This is a genomic window from Streptosporangium roseum DSM 43021 (assembly GCF_000024865.1).
Taxonomy (GTDB): domain Bacteria; phylum Actinomycetota; class Actinomycetes; order Streptosporangiales; family Streptosporangiaceae; genus Streptosporangium; species Streptosporangium roseum.
Genome location: NC_013595.1, coordinates 2,431,557 through 2,446,154, shown reverse-complemented (window position 1 = coordinate 2,446,154; position 14,598 = coordinate 2,431,557). Strand labels below are relative to the sequence as shown.

The following is a 14,598-nucleotide window of genomic DNA, read 5'->3' as shown; positions in this document are numbered from 1 at the left end:
TCTCCACAGAGTGGAACACCTGAACCCCTCGGGTCTCTTCCCTCCGATGGTGCCACGTGAACGTCCGGGGCTCATCTGGTTATCGGCCGTTTCGTGCCGGAGACGCCTCATCGGCGCCCTCAGGGGCGCAGGACCTTGGCGTCCCCGGAGCCGGTCCGCACCAGGACGCTCCTGGGCGCGGAGGGGTCGTCGGTGACCTGGACCGTCTTGTTGCCGGAACCGGTCTCGGCGGTGACGTCGTAGGCGCCCTGCGGCAGCCGTACCGTGGCGTCGCCCGAGCCGGTCCGGACATCGACCTTGTCCGGCACGGCGGCGAACTTCACCTCGACGTCACCGCTGCCTGTCTCGGCGACGAAGCGCTTGGTGCCCAGGGTGCCGGCCTCGATGTTGCCGGAGCCGGTGTCGGCCGTCACCTCGCCGGTGAGGGCGCGCAGCGTGAGGGTGCCAGAGCCGGCGTCCAGCTTGGTGGTGAGCCCCTTCGGGATCTCGATCCGGTAGTCGACCGAGCAGTTCCCGTGGGGGCACTTGTCGCGCAGGACGAGCGTGTCGCCTTCCACCGCGTGCTCGGTCACGGGCTTGTCGCCCTTGTCACCGCGCCAGTGGAGTGTCTCGGTCACCCGGACGCCGGACCGGCCTGACTCGGTCACCACGATGTCCCCGGCGCCGGCACGGACGTCCAGGACCGTCAGCTTGTCGGCGACGTCGTAGGAGGCGACCTCCTGCTGCCGGTCACCGAGGCCGAAGTCGACCCGGCAGCCGGACAGCACGAGCACCGAGCCCAGGAGCGCCCCCGCGACGATCACGTTCTTCTTCATGCGCTCAATCCTCGACTTCCGGGGAAGCTCTCCGCTTCCCTCTCACGACCCGTTCTCCTCTCCCTCTGCGGAGGGAGAGGACTCAACTGTGCCCTGGGTACGGGGTGCCGATCTATCGGGGACTCCCCCGACTCGCCCCTCAGGGCGACCCTGTCTTTGACCGGTCAGGGGCCATCCAGTAGCGTCAATTCCACAATTCAGAATTTATTTTCCATGATGTGGAAAGGAAGCTCATGGACGGCGTTGAGATCACCGGCCCCTCGCAGGACCGGTCAGACGAGATCCTCACGCCGGAGGCCCTGGCCTTCGTGGCCGCCCTCCAGCGCGAGTTCGGCGCCCGGCGCCTTGAGCTGCTGGAGGCGCGCCGGGAACGCCAGGCGGAGCTGTCGGCGGGCGGCACCCTCGACTTCCTGCCCGAGACCAAGCACGTGCGCGAGTCCGAGTGGCGGGTCGCCCCGCCCGCGCCCGGCCTGGAGGACCGCCGCGTGGAGATCACCGGCCCGGTGGACCGGAAGATGACGATCAACGCGCTGAACTCCGGCGCCAAGGTCTGGCTGGCCGACTTCGAGGACGCCAACGCCCCCACCTGGGAAAACACCATCAACGGCCAGCTCAACCTGCGGGACGCGCTGGACCGGACCATCGACTTCTCGGCCGGGGAGAAGCACTACGCGCTCAAGCCCGACGAGGAGCTCGCCACCATCGTGGTCCGCCCGCGCGGCTGGCACCTGGAGGAGAAGCACCTCACCCTCGACGGCGCCCCCTTCTCCGCCTCGCTCGTCGACTTCGGCCTCTACTTCTTCCACTCCGCGCGGCGGCAGATCGCCAAGGGCAGGGGCCCCTACTTCTACCTGCCGAAGATGGAGTCGCACCTGGAGGCCCGCCTCTGGAACGACGTCTTCGTCAGGGCTCAGGACCTGCTCGGCATCCCGCAGGGCACGATCCGCGCGACCGTCCTGATCGAGACCTACCCCGCGGCGTTCGAGATGGAGGAGATCCTCCACGAGCTCCGCGAGCACTCCGCGGGTCTCAACGCCGGACGCTGGGACTACCTGTTCAGCGTGATCAAGAAGTTCCGCACCCGGGGCCGGGAGTTCCTGCTGCCCGAGCGGAACGCGGTCACCATGACCGCCCCCTTCATGCGCGCCTACACCGAGCTGCTGGTCCGCACCTGCCACAAGCGCGGCGCCCACGCCATCGGCGGCATGGCCGCGTTCATCCCCTCCCGCCGCGACCCGGAGGTCAACAAGGTCGCCCTGGAGAAGGTCACCGCCGACAAGACCCGCGAGTCCGGCGACGGCTTCGACGGCTCCTGGGTGGCCCACCCCGACCTGGTCCCGATCTGCCGCGACGTCTTCGACGGTGTCCTCGGCGACCGGCCGAACCAGCTCGACCGCCTGCGAGAGGACGTCTCGGTCTCCGCCGCCGACCTGCTGTCGGTCTCCGAGACCCCGGGCGACATCACCGAGGCGGGCCTGCGCAACAACGTGGACGTGGCCCTGCGCTACCTGGCCGCCTGGATGGGCGGGCTGGGCGCGGTGGCGATCCACAACCTGATGGAGGACGCCGCCACCGCCGAGATCTCCCGCTCCCAGATCTGGCAGTGGATCCACAACGACATCGAGCTCGCCGACACCGGGGCCGTGGTCACGAAAGAGCTCGTCGAGCGGATCATCGACGAGGAGCTCGCCAAGATCAAGGCGGAGCCCGGCTACGACGAGGCCCTCTACGCCCAGGCCACCGCCCTGTTCAAGGAGGTCGCCCTCGACGACGACTTCGCGGAGTTCCTCACCCTTCCCGCCTACGCGCGCATGCCGTGACATCGCGTACGCCCTGAGGCCGGCGAGCACGCGGCGGGCGGTCCCCGCACCGGAGGGACCGCCCGTCCCCCGCCGCTGCCCGGCCCGGTGCGGGGCGGCCCGTCCGGAACCGGAAGAGCCGCCAGGCGCCATCGCCCCGATCCTGAGCGAGAATGCGACATAGAGGGATGATGTCCCCGACCAACCGAGTGATCACGAGAGCAGGGGCGCTGCCGGGCTCCCGCGCACGCGGGGGGAGGAACGATGGGCACGAAGACACTCGACGGACTGGTCCGGCGCCTGATGGAGTCGCTCGACCACAGAGCGGTGATCACCGACCCGGTACGGCTGCGCACCTATGAGTGCGACGGGCTGACCCATCACCGGGCCACCCCCGGCGTGGTCGTGCTGCCGGAGACCGCCGAGCAGGTCGCGGCCGTGGTGCGGATCTGCAACGAGTACGGCGTGCCGTTCGTGGCCCGGGGGGCGGGGACGGGACTGTCCGGCGGGGCGCTGCCGCGGACCGACGGGGTGCTGATCGTCACCTCGAGGATGCGGCGGATCCTCTCCGTCGACGTGGCGGACCGGCGTGCCGTGGTGGAGCCCGGGGTCACCAACCTGGCGATCACCGAGGCGGTCCGCGATCTGGGCTACTACTACGCGCCCGACCCGTCCAGCCAGCAGGTCTGCTCGATCGGCGGCAACGTCGCGGAGAACTCGGGCGGCGCGCACTGCCTGAAGTACGGCTTCACGGTCAATCACGTGCTCGCCCTGGAGATCGTGACCCCCGACGGCGACATCGTCGAGCTGTCGGACACCGATCCCGGATACGACCTGCTGGGCGCGTTCGTCGGCTCGGAGGGCACGCTCGGCATCGCCACCAAGGTCACCGTACGGCTGACGCGGGCGCCGGAGACCGTGACGACCCTGCTCGCGGCCTTCGACGGCATCGAGCGGGGCGGGCAGGCGGTGTCGGCGATCATCGGTGGCGGCATCGTGCCCGCCGCGATCGAGATGATGGACGCCTTGGCGATCGAGGCGGCCGAGGCGGCCGTGGCCTGCGCCTATCCCGAGGGCGCCGGGGCGGTGCTCATCGTGGAGCTGGACGGCCCGGTCCCGGAGGTCACCCACCAGTTCGACGAGGTGACACGGATCTGCCGGGAGAACGGCGCGTTCGAGCTGCGGGTCGCCGCCGACCCGGCCGAGCGCGCGGCGATCTGGAAGGGCCGCAAGTCGGCCTTCGCCGCGGTGGGCCGGATCAGCCCCGCCTACATCGTGCAGGACGGGGTCGTCCCCAGGACCGCGCTGCCCGAGGTGCTGGCGAGCATCGACCGGTTGTCGCGGGAGCACGGCATCCGGGTGGCCAACGTCTTCCACGCCGGGGACGGCAACCTGCATCCGCTGGTGCTGTTCGACGACGCGGAAGCCGGCGCGGGCGAGCGGGCCGAGCTGGTCTCGGGCAAGATCCTCGATCTCTGTGTCGAGCACGGCGGGTCCATCACCGGCGAGCACGGTGTGGGTGTCGACAAGTCCCGATATATGCCGAAAATGTTCTCCGACGACGACCTCGACACCATGCAACTGGTGCGCTGCGCCTTCGACCCCCGCGGCCTGTCGAACCCGGGCAAGGTCTTCCCCACCCCGCGCCTGTGCGGCGAGGTCCCCGGGGTCCGCAAGGGCGTGCACCCGCTGGTCGAGTCAGGACAGGCGGAACAGTTCTGATGGACGCGCTGCACGAGACGGGCGGGGCGCTCCTGTCGGGCGCGCTGCACAGGACAGGCGTGACGATCCGGGAGGCCGGCCCCGACGACGCCGTGGCCGGGGTCTCGCCGCGCTGGGTGGCGCTGCCCGAGACCACCGAGGAGGTCGCGGCGCTGATGCGCGTCTCGGCCGAGCACGATCTCGCCGTGACCCCGGTCGGCGGCGGCACCCGGCTGCACTGGGCTCCCCCGCCCGAGCGCTGCGACCTGCTGATCGACACCTGCTGCCTGAACCAGGTTCTCGAACACGCCTCCGGCGACCTCGTCGTCCGCGTCCAGGCGGGCGTGACCATGGACTCGCTGGCCGAGACCCTCGCCGCCGAGGGCCAGGAGCTCTCCCTCGACGTCCCCCTCGACGGCGCCACGGTCGGCGGCGTGCTCGCCACCGCCACCGCGGGCCCCCGCAGGTTCCGGCACGGCACGGCCCGCGACCTGCTGATCGGCGTCACGGTCGTGCTGGCGGACGGCACGACCGCCAGGTCCGGCGGCAAGGTCGTCAAGAACGTCGCGGGCTACGACCTGGGCAAGCTGTTCACCGGCTCCTACGGCACGCTCGGCGTCATCACCGAGGCCGCCTTCCGCCTCCACCCCATCCCGGACGACCGCCGCTGGATCATCGCCGAGCCGCCCGGTGCCCCCGGCTCCGAGGCCGTGCGGGGCGGCGGCCCGCCGGACGCGCCCGGGTGGCCAAGCTCACCACCCGGCCTGGACGTGCTCGCCGCCGAGCTCGCGGCGTCCCAGGCCGAGCCGAGCGCGATCGAGGTGGACTGGCCGGACGCCCGGCGCGGGCCCGTCGTGGCCGTGCTGGTCGAGGGGACGGCGGCCGACGCGCGGGCGCGGGCCGTACGGGCTCTGATGGCCGGGCACGGGACGGCGCGGATCACCACCGGGCCGCCCGGCTGGTGGGGGACGCTGCCCGGCGAGGACGTGCTGCTGGAAGTGCGGGTCCCGCCCTCACGCGCGGGCGGCGCGCTGCGGGCGGTCATGGCCCGGGGACTGCCCGCGCACGTGCGCGGATCGATGGCGACGGCGGCCCTGCAGGTCGCCCTGCCCCCGGACGTCGGCGGATCGGCGTTCGCGGAGTTCGTGTCAGGCGTGCGTGACGATCTCGGCCGCCTCGGCGGCCGGCTGACCGTGCTCACCGCGCCGCAGGAGCTCGCCGGCCGGGTCGACCGCTGGGGCCCGGTCGGCGCGCTGCCGCTGCTACGGCGGGTCAAGGAGCGGTTCGACCCCGGCCGGAGGATGTCTCCCGGCCGGTCCGTGGGAGGGATCTGAGTGGACCCCGAGCTGATCAACGACTGTGTGCACTGCGGCTTCTGCCTGCCCACGTGCCCGACGTACGTCCTGTGGGGCGAGGAGATGGACTCGCCGCGCGGCCGGATCCATCTGATGAAACAGCACGTCGAGGGCACGCCGCTGACGCCGGAGATGGCCGGGCACTTCGACGCCTGCCTGGGGTGCATGGCGTGCGTGACGGCCTGCCCCTCCGGAGTCCGCTACGACCGGCTGATCGAGCAGACGCGGGCCGAGGTGGAGCGGACGCACGTCAGGCGGCCGGACGACCGGGCGTTGCGGGCCCTGGTCTTCCAGCTCTTCCCCTACCCCCGGCGCCTGCGGGCGATGCGGCTGCCGCTCCGGCTCAGCGCGGGGCTGCGCCGCAGGATCGCACCGAGGCTGGAGCGGATCAACCCGTCGATGGCCGCGATGGCCGAACTCGCTCCCGCGGTCCCGGCGAGGGTACGGCTGCCGCGCAGGGTCGAGGCGCGGGGCAGGCGCCGGGCCACGGTCGGGATGCTCACCGGGTGCGTGCAGGGCGAGTTCTTCCCGCAGGTCAACGCGGCCACGGCCCGGGTGCTCGCGCTGGAGGGATGCGAGGTGGTGATCCCGCCCTCGCAGGGCTGCTGCGGGGCGCTGTCGCTGCACTCCGGGCTCCAGGGGCAGGCGGAGCGGTTCGCCAGGCGGACGATCGCCGCCTTCGAACGGGCGGGCGTGGACACGGTCGTGGTCAACGCGGCGGGGTGCGGGTCGACGATGAAGGAGTACGCCGAGATCCTCGAAGGCGATTGGGCGGACAGGGCGCGGGCCATCCGGACCGTCGACCTGACGGAGTATCTCGTCGAGCTCGGCCCGGCCGCCGAGCGGCATCCGCTGCCCCTCACAGTGGCCTACCACGACGCCTGTCACCTGGCCCACGCGCAGGGGATACGATCCCAACCTCGTCAACTGCTCACCGCCATCCCCGATCTGGAGTTGAGGGAGATCTCGGAGTCATCCATCTGCTGCGGTTCCGCCGGGACCTACAACCTGTTCCAGCCCGAGGCCGCCCGCGAGCTCGGGGACCGCAAGGCGGAGCGGGTGCTGGCCACCGGCGCCGACCTGCTGGTCTCGGCCAACCCCGGCTGCACCATGCAGATCACCTCGGCCATCCGCCGCCGGGGAGCCGGGGCGCTCCCCGTCGCGCACATCGCCCAGGTCCTGGACGCGTCCCTGCGCGGCCTGCCGGAGGTTCCATGAGCGAGCGGCTCAATGAGCACAGGGTGTCCGCGAATGCGGACTCCGAGCCGCCAGGCGAGGAGATCGCATGAGCGAGCGCAGCGAGCGAGTCAATGAGCACAGGGTGTCCGCGAATGCGGACTCCGAGCCGCCAGGCGAGGAGATCGCATGAGCGAGCGCAGCGAGCGAGTCAATGAGCACAGGGTGTCCGCGAATGCGGACTCCGAGCCGCCAGGCGAGGAGATCGTATGAGTGGGGTGCAGTCGGTCGACCGGACGCTGGACGTGCTGGAGGCGCTCGCCGAGCGGGGCGGGGAGGCGGGGCTCTCGGAGATCGCGGCCAGGACCGGCCTGCCGTACGGGACGATCCATCGGCTGCTGCGCACGCTGCTCGCCCGGGGTTACGTGCGCCAGGAGTCCGACCGCCGTTACGCGCTGGGCGGCGCCCTGGTGCGGCTCGGCGAGGTGGCCGAGCGCATGGTCGGCACCTGGGCGCAGCCGTACCTGGCGAAGATGGTCGAGCTGTCCGGTGAGACGGCCAATCTGGCGGTGCTGGAGGGCGACTTCATCGTCTACGTCGCCCAGGTGCCCTCCCCCCGGCGGCTGCGGATGTTCGCCGAGGTCGGCAGGCGGGTGCTGCCGCACAGCACGGCGGTGGGGAAGGTCCTGATGGCCGGGCGGCCGGACGCCGAGGTGGCCTCGCTCGTCGAGCGGACCGGCATGCCCCGGCGGACCGCCAACACGATCACCGACCTGCCCGGCATGCTCGCCGAGCTGGAGCGGGTGCGCGACCGGGGGTACGCGATGGACCTGGGCGAGGAGGAGCTCGGCGTGCACTGCCTGGCCGTGGGGGTGCACGACGGCTCGCGGATGGTCGCCGCGATGTCAGTGTCGGGCCCGGCCGAGCGGATCGACGCGCTCGACAGGGACGACCTCGCCGAGGGCATGCGGAAGATCGCGGACGACTTCGGCGCCGAGCTGGGTCCCAGCCCGGCCGGACCGGCGCGGACGCCGCAGGTCACCCCCTGAGCAGGCCGCGCCCCCACCGTCCGCCGATCACCCCCTGAGCAGGCCGCGCCCCCACCGTCCGCCGATCACCCCCTGAGCAGGCCGCGCCCCCACCGTCCGCCGATCACCCCCTGAGCAGGCCGCGCCCCCACCGTCCGCCGGTCACCGCCCGGGTCAGGGGCCGCACCGGCCGCCGGTCACCGCCTGGGCCGGGGGTGGCCGTGCCAGGCGCCCGTCATTCCCTGAGCAGGCGGACCTGGACCGGCCGCCCGTCCACCGTCTCGAACTCGACCACGGTGCGGTCGTGCCGTGCCCGCACCTCGCACGGCTGGTCGCCGTCCGCGCGCCAGCGTCCGTCGAGGGTCACCCGCATCCGGTGGGGGTGGCTCGGGCTGGTCAGCCACGGCCGCGACCAGGGGCTGTAGTGGCCGACGTACCGGCCGCGCTCGTACTGGTCGTGGTCGACGCCGCTGTAGAGCCGCAGGTCGGGGTCGCACACCGCCAGCACCAGGCCGTCGTCCCCGTCGCCCCTGACCAGCACCATGGACGGCGTGTCCACCTTGCGTACCGGCCCCTCGGTCAGCTCCAGGGGTGCGAAGACCGCGTAACCGGTGATCCCGGTCGCCCGGTCGCTCACCACGTGTGCGGAGGTGTCGGCGCGCAGCACGGCGTACGGCGCGCTCGCCGGGTCGTCCATCGCGTCGGCGAACGCGGCCATCCGCTCGGGAGTGGTGTTGACGACCATGGCGTACCGGTAGCTCCCGCCCCGTGGAGCGGTGCCGTGCTTGATCCAGGCGGTCGCGAAGTCGCCGCTGGTCGGGGCCTCGGTCGCGTTGTCGCGCGAGGTCTGGGTGGAGCGCGTCAGGCCGACCTTCTGCCCGGCCGCCAGGTGGTAGCCGATGCCCTTGTCATCCAGCAGCCAGCGCGGCGTGAGGTCCGGCGCGGCGTGCGGGAAGGCCACGACCGGCTCGGTCCCGTCGACGTAGGTGGGAGCCGTCCGGCCGGGCAGGCGGGTCTGGAAGAGCGTGGTCTCGGTCTCCTGCCGGGAGTCGTTCTCGATCCCGGTGCCGACGGCCACGATCCGGTCGTCGAACAGGAAGACCGACTTCAGCGCGCGGTGTGAGCCCACGTACTTCGGGTGCTCGCGCAGCTCCATGGCGAACATGCCGTTGCGGCCGTCGATGGTGTTCGACCCGCCGAACCGCGAGTCGGTGAGCAGCATCTCCTCGATCGCCCCGGTCAGGTCGGCCCGCAGCTCGTCCAGCGGCCGGTGGACGACGGTGGTGCCCGGCCTGCGGTTCCAGTCCCAGCCCGCCTGGGCGTAGCCGCTGTCGGCGTTGTTGACCGGGTTGCCCCGGTGCAGCACCTGGATCTGCCCGTAGGTGTTGTAGCGGCCGTACCAGTTCGCGCCGTGGTAGACCTCGGTGCTCCACAGGTAGCGGTTGTGCCCGCGCACCGTGACCTGCCAGTTCTCCCGCCGGTGCACGGCCAGGGCGGCGTAGTTGATCGTCCAGTTGCCGTTGGGGTCGGGTTCGGCGACGATGCCGCGTGCGGCCAGCCGTACGGCGAGCTGCTTCTGCTGGGTGTTCGGCGCGGCGGGCAGCAGGCGCAGGAACGCGGCGGCGAGCTCGGGGTCCACGTCGCTTGAACCGTCGGGGGTGCCGGAGATCGCCAGCCACTGGTAGGGCACCGGTGACAGGGCGGTCAGCCCGCTGGGGTTGCGGCCGCTGATCGAGATGGGCCAGTGGTTCTTGTTGGCGTAGACGCGCATGGCGAGCACGGCCCGTTTGAGCGAGGCGTGCGACTCGGCGGCGAGGCGGAACGCTCCGCCGCTGAGCACGTAGACCAGCGGGGCCAGTCCGACGAAGCCGTCGCGGGCGTAGTCGGGGAAGAATCCGACGTGGTGGAAGGTGGCGCCGTCCGCCTTGAGCCCGTCCTGGATGCCCGCGCTGGGCAGCAGCGCCCGGTTCAGCCAGGCCCGCAACGCCCGCAGGTAGGCGACCTGCTCGGCCTCGGTGTCGCGGAGCAGCACGGCGGCGAGCATCCCCCGGAAGGTGGTGTTGAGGATGTCGATGACGCTGCCGTAGGCCATGCGGTGCTCCCAGCCCCGGAAGATCCGGCCGAGCCCGGTCAGCCAGGCCAGGTCGGCGCGGACCTGCTCGAACAGTCCGGCCTCGCGCAGCGCGTCCTTCATGAGGTAGACCGAGTCGTAGTAGCCGCGCGCGTCGTAGCCCAGGTGGTGGATGGTGCCCTGGCAGCTTCCCCGGGTCCAGCCCTGGTCGCGCAGGTGGACGACCAGCCGGGTGTAGAGGCCGGCGAGCGCCGGCCGGTGCGCCGCGCCGGCCGAGGTGAAGGCCAGCGCCACCGTCCTCATCAAGTCGGTGTAGGCGCGCAGCGTGACCGCGTTGACGAACGTCTTGAGCTCGGCGGCGATCTCCGGCGGGTAGATCTGCGACTGGTAGGAGAAGACTGGGCGGCCCACCCCGCTCGAGGACACCTCGGGGACGCCGAGCGCGGCGACCTGGCCGGTGAGCGCGGCCACCGACGCGTCGTCCACCTTCACCGGTGAGACGAGGTACTCGTCCCGGTAGCGGGTGACCAGCGCGCGCAGCGAGGCCGTCTCCTCCGCCGACGGCGCGGACATGTCCGGCCGGGCCCTGGTCAGCAGGGTGTCGTAGAGGTAGAGCGCCTGCCAGTGCTGGTTGTCGTAGTCCTCGCCCTCCTTGGCGACGTCCGGCACCTGGGCGTCGCGGGTGGGGGCGTCCGGCCGCAGCGCCACGTTGAGCATGAGCTGGTCGAGATGGAGCGTCCCGCTGCGGCGGGGCGCGATGATCCGCAGGGTGTCCATGCCGGGATGGGGCCGGCCGTGCATGTCGTAGTCGTAGCGGACCCAGGCCGTCCGCCAGCCGGTGAAGTCGAGCCGGAACTCGAACCAGGCGTCGGTCCGGTCCCCCCTGCCGAACTCGAAGCGGACCGCGTCGTCCACCGGCGTCTCGTTGAAGATCCAGACCGAGAAGGTGTCCACGGTCCCCTGCCAGGCCTGGTCGTCCATGGGCCGGTAGGGGTCGGGGGCGAAGCCGATGGGGCCGCTGACCGTGATCGTGGACCTGCTGCCGTGCTCCCAGCGGAGCGAGTGGCTCCCGCAGATCGCGGCCCGGTCGGTGATGCTCAGCGTCGAGCCCTGCCCGGCGGTCATCTGCGGCGGGACGGCGGTCTCCAGCAGGAAGACCGGCGGGTTCATGGCCAGGGCCCGCTGTTCCAGGTCGCCGCTCACGGCGGCGGACGCCGTACCGGGCCGCAGGAAGACGGCTCCCGCCACACCCGCCGCTCCGGCCTTGAGCGCGGTCCTACGAGTGATCTCCAGCACGGCCCCTCCTTCGGATCGGATGAGCCGTATCCAACGGGAGACAAAAGTGATGAATAAAGAAGTATTTCAAGATTTTTAGGACCGACTATCGCGGCCCACTCCCCTACGAGTGCGGGAAAACCGCACAGACCGCAGAATTCATCCCTAATTCATTATGTTGACTTAGGGATGACTTCACGTCCAGGATTCCGACATCCACCCCCTTCCCCAGGAGTGTTCGATGAACGGATTCCTCCCCCGCCGCCAGATGCTCAGGACCGTGGCCGCCGTGACCGTGGCGGGCGCGCTCGGCCTCGGCGCCGCCGCCTGCGGCGGCGGCTCGACCGGCGAGGCCGCCAACGAGCTCGTCTACTGGTCGATGTGGAAGGCGGGCGAGCCCCAGGCCAAGGTGCTGGAGTCCGCCATCGCCTCCTTCACCCGGGAGACCGGCGTCAAGGTCAAGGTCGAGTGGAAGGGGCGCGACGTCTCCAAGCAGCTCGCGCCCACGCTCAACACCAGGAACGTCCCCGCCGACCTGGTCGACTCCGCCGACCGGTTCGTGAAGTCGACCTTCGTCGCCACCGGACAGGGCCTGGACCTCTCTCCCGTCTACGACATGGAGATCCCGGGCGAGACCGGCAAGAAGGTCGGCGACGTGATCGATCCCAAGTACCGCGAGTACGCGACCTCGGACGGCAAGGCCTGGCTGGTGCCGTACGAGGTGCTGGCCGAGCAGATCTGGTACGACGGCAACGCGCTCAAGGACGTGGCCGCCGCGCCCCCGAAGACCTGGGACGACTTCGTCTCCCTGCTGGACAGGCGCAAGACCGCGCGGGGCGACGGGCCGCTGGCGCTGGACGCCGACATCGCCGACTACTCGGCCTTCTGGACCTACCACGCGATCCTGCGCGACCTCGGGCCCGGCGCGTTCGGCGCCGCCGCGACGGACGCGACCGGCGCCAAGTTCGACGACCCGGCCTTCGTGACCGCGGTCCAGAAGATCGAAGAGCTCGTCAAGGGCGGCTACTTCGTCAAGGGCTACGACGGCAGCAAGTTCCCGGCCGTCCAGCAGAAGTGGGCCGGCGGCGGGGCCGACTTCCTGCTGCTGGGCACCTTCGCGCCGAGCGAGACCAAGCCGTCGGCCAAGGAGGGCTTCGCCTACCGCTCCTTCCCCTTCCCCGAGGGCGCCAAGGGCGAGCAGACCCAGGAGATCTCGCTGATCGGGTTCGCGATCCCGGCCAAGGCCCGCAACGCCGAGGCTGCCAAGAGGTTCGTCGCGTATTTCATGAACAAGGAGCGGCTGTCGAAGATCGCCTCCGAGACGGACAACATCACCCCGCGCGCGGACATCGAGGTGCCCGCCGTACTGGCCGACGTGAAGAAGACGCTGGACACCGCGCGGACGCATCCGGCCCTCGACGGCGTGAAGATGGACCACACCGACTGGTACACCAAGGTCTTCCAGCCGGTGAACACCGAGCTGATCACCGGTAAGGTCTCCGCGGCCGACTTCGTGGCCAAGCTCAAGAGCACCTCGGTCGACTTCTGGAAGCTCAACGGCTGATGACCGCGACCGCCGTCCGCGAGACGGAGCCCGCCCAGCGGCAGCCGGCCGCCCCCGCGGCGCAGGGCAGCCCGCTCGCCCGGGGGAGGAAGCGGCTGTTCTGGCCGTTCATCGCCCCCGCGCTCGTCCTCTACGTCGTCTTCTACATCCTGCCGACGCTCGCCACCGCCTGGATCAGCCTCAACAAGTGGGCCGGGGCCGGGCCGATGGAGTTCGCCGGGCTCGACAACTACCGGCGGCTGCTGCTCGACCCGGTCTTCCAGGGCTCCTTCGCCAACACGCTGACGATCCTCTTCGCCGTCGGCGGCGCGACCTTCGCCCTCAGCTTCCTGCTGACGATGATCCTGCGCGACATGGCCGGGCGTAAGGCGGTCCGGGCGATCATCTTCTTCCCCAACATCATCTCCGGCATCGTGCTGTCGATCCTGTGGGGCTTCCTCTTCCAGGCCGAAGGCGTCGTCAACCAGGCGCTGCGGGCCTTCGGCATGGACGACCCGCCGAACTGGCTGGGCACCGAGAACCTCTTCTCCGTCATCATGATCGGCCTGGTCTGGGTGCAGACCGGCTTCTTCACCACGATCCTGATGGCCGCCGTGGACCGCATCCCGAAGGACCTCTACGAAGTGTGCGACCTGGAGGGCGCCAACGCCTGGCAGCGGTTCCGGCACGTGACGCTCCCCCTGATGTGGGACGTCGTCGGGGTCTGCGCGGTGCTCTGGAGCATCAGCGCGATCAAGATCTTCGAGTTCATCTACGCCTTCGCGGGCGCGGCGGGCCAGCTTCCGCCGACCAAGGTGTGGAACACCGCCCTGTACGCCTACGCCGAGGCCTTCGCCAGCGGCGTGCCCAAGTACGGCTCCGCCGCCGCGACCGGCATGGTCATGCTCGCCCTGGTCGGCGTGCTGGTCGTGCTGCTGCGCCGGCTGTTCCGCCGTGACACGGTCCAGTTCTGAAAGGGGGCTCCCATGGCAATGACCCGTAAGTTCCCCGGCCCGTCCAAACTGCTCGGTTCGCCTTTCGCATGGCTGTTCGCCCTGTTCAGCGTGGCCGTCGCGGTGTGGATGCTGCTGACCTCGCTCAAGTCCACCCGCGCGATCTTCGCCGAGCCCTGGTCGCTGCCGACCACCCCGCAGTGGGACAACTACGCCCGCGCGTGGACCGCCAGCGACTTCGCCGGGGCCACCCTCAACACGGTGATCCTGGTCTTCGGCACGGCGATCGCCACGATCGCGCTGTCCGCTCCCGCGGCCTACGCGCTGAGCAGGATCCTGACCCGCTGGAACAGCGGCATCACGGCGTTCTTCGCGCTCGGCCTCGGCATCCCCTCGCAGGTCATCATCCTGCCGCTGTACGTGATGATGAACGAGCTCTACCTCGTCGACAGCCTGACCGGCCTGTGGATCCTCTACGTCGCGACCTCGATGCCGTTCACGGTCTTCTTCCTGACCGGCTTCTTCGGCTCGCTGCCCAAGGAACTGGAGGAGGCCGCGGCGCTCGACGGGGCCTCCTCCAACCGCACGTTCTGGCAGATCATGCTGCCGCTCGCGCGCAGCGGCATCATCACCGCGATGATCCTCAACATCATCCAGCACTGGGGCGAGACGCTGTTCGGCCTGGTCTTCCTGCAGAGCGAGGAGAAGGCCACGCTCTCCCTGGCGCTGCTGGGCTTCCTGCAGCGGATGCAGTACAACGGCGCCGACTGGGGCGGCCTGTTCGCCGGGGTCTGCACGGTCGTGCTGCCCGTCCTCGCCTGCTATATCTGGCTCGGCCGACGGATCATCGAGGGCATGACCCTCGGTTCAGTGAAATGAGGG

The 14,598-nt window shown here is 70.8% G+C and carries 10 protein-coding genes; 8 read left to right on the top strand and 2 right to left on the bottom strand.

Features of this window, described 5'->3' with window-relative positions; genetic code table 11:
- Positions 1-119 precede the first annotated feature (119 nt).
- Positions 120-815 (bottom strand): DUF4097 family beta strand repeat-containing protein, encoded by a 696-nt coding sequence (locus tag SROS_RS10945; protein ID WP_012888989.1) that lies wholly within the window; start codon positions 813-815, stop codon positions 120-122.
- 233 nt (positions 816-1,048) lie between these two features.
- On the opposite strand from SROS_RS10945, the gene aceB reads away from it, so the two are divergent.
- From aceB to SROS_RS10920, 5 genes are all read left to right on the top strand, one after another.
- Positions 1,049-2,635, top strand: a complete 1,587-nt coding sequence (aceB, locus tag SROS_RS10940) for a malate synthase A (RefSeq protein ID WP_012888988.1) — start codon at positions 1,049-1,051, stop codon at positions 2,633-2,635.
- Between the two features lie 243 nt (positions 2,636-2,878).
- Positions 2,879-4,336 carry an FAD-linked oxidase C-terminal domain-containing protein gene (locus SROS_RS10935; RefSeq protein ID WP_012888987.1) on the top strand — a complete coding sequence of 486 codons (1,458 nt, stop codon included), beginning with the start codon at positions 2,879-2,881 and terminating at the stop codon, positions 4,334-4,336.
- On the top strand, positions 4,336-5,649 hold the full coding sequence (locus SROS_RS10930; RefSeq protein ID WP_012888986.1) for an FAD-binding oxidoreductase: 1,314 nt from the start codon (positions 4,336-4,338) through the stop codon (positions 5,647-5,649). The genes SROS_RS10935 and SROS_RS10930 overlap by 1 nt, the downstream gene beginning before the upstream one ends.
- On the top strand, positions 5,650-6,888 hold the full coding sequence (locus SROS_RS10925) for a (Fe-S)-binding protein (protein ID WP_012888985.1): 1,239 nt from the start codon (positions 5,650-5,652) through the stop codon (positions 6,886-6,888). It abuts the gene before it with no gap.
- A 227-nt stretch (positions 6,889-7,115) separates the two neighbouring features.
- Positions 7,116-7,895: an IclR family transcriptional regulator gene (locus SROS_RS10920; protein WP_012888984.1), complete on the top strand. Its 780-nt coding sequence runs from the start codon at positions 7,116-7,118 to the stop codon at positions 7,893-7,895.
- Between the two features lie 214 nt (positions 7,896-8,109).
- Here SROS_RS10920 and SROS_RS10915 read toward each other — a convergent pair whose 3' ends face one another.
- The gene (locus SROS_RS10915; protein WP_012888983.1) at positions 8,110-11,241 is read right to left on the bottom strand and encodes a chondroitinase family polysaccharide lyase; all 3,132 of its coding nucleotides are present in this window, start codon (positions 11,239-11,241) and stop codon (positions 8,110-8,112) included.
- Between the two features lie 220 nt (positions 11,242-11,461).
- Here SROS_RS10915 and SROS_RS10910 point away from each other — a divergent pair, with 220 nt between their 5' ends.
- Genes SROS_RS10910 through SROS_RS10900 form a run of 3 tightly spaced genes read left to right on the top strand, consistent with a single transcriptional unit; the run spans position 11,462 to position 14,595 of the window.
- Complete coding sequence (locus tag SROS_RS10910; RefSeq protein WP_012888982.1) at positions 11,462-12,784, top strand: extracellular solute-binding protein; 1,323 nt, start codon at positions 11,462-11,464, stop codon at positions 12,782-12,784.
- On the top strand, positions 12,784-13,737 hold the full coding sequence (locus tag SROS_RS10905) for a carbohydrate ABC transporter permease (RefSeq protein WP_012888981.1): 954 nt from the start codon (positions 12,784-12,786) through the stop codon (positions 13,735-13,737). The genes SROS_RS10910 and SROS_RS10905 overlap by 1 nt, the downstream gene beginning before the upstream one ends.
- Before the next feature lie 12 nt (positions 13,738-13,749).
- Positions 13,750-14,595, top strand: a complete 846-nt coding sequence (locus SROS_RS10900) for a carbohydrate ABC transporter permease (RefSeq protein ID WP_012888980.1) — start codon at positions 13,750-13,752, stop codon at positions 14,593-14,595.
- Positions 14,596-14,598 lie beyond the last annotated feature (3 nt).

Excerpts from the sequence above, each read along its gene's own strand:
- SROS_RS10945 (WP_012888989.1), bottom strand. The coding sequence starts at position 815 with ATGAAGAAGAACGTGATCGTCGCGGGGGCGCTCCTGGGCTCGGTGCTC.
- aceB (WP_012888988.1), top strand. The coding sequence starts at position 1,049 with ATGGACGGCGTTGAGATCACCGGCCCCTCGCAGGACCGGTCAGACGAG.
- SROS_RS10935 (WP_012888987.1), top strand. The coding sequence starts at position 2,879 with ATGGGCACGAAGACACTCGACGGACTGGTCCGGCGCCTGATGGAGTCG.
- SROS_RS10930 (WP_012888986.1), top strand. The coding sequence starts at position 4,336 with ATGGACGCGCTGCACGAGACGGGCGGGGCGCTCCTGTCGGGCGCGCTG.
- SROS_RS10920 (WP_012888984.1), top strand. The coding sequence starts at position 7,116 with ATGAGTGGGGTGCAGTCGGTCGACCGGACGCTGGACGTGCTGGAGGCG.
- SROS_RS10910 (WP_012888982.1), top strand. The coding sequence starts at position 11,462 with ATGAACGGATTCCTCCCCCGCCGCCAGATGCTCAGGACCGTGGCCGCC.
- SROS_RS10905 (WP_012888981.1), top strand. The coding sequence starts at position 12,784 with ATGACCGCGACCGCCGTCCGCGAGACGGAGCCCGCCCAGCGGCAGCCG.
- SROS_RS10900 (WP_012888980.1), top strand. The coding sequence starts at position 13,750 with ATGGCAATGACCCGTAAGTTCCCCGGCCCGTCCAAACTGCTCGGTTCG.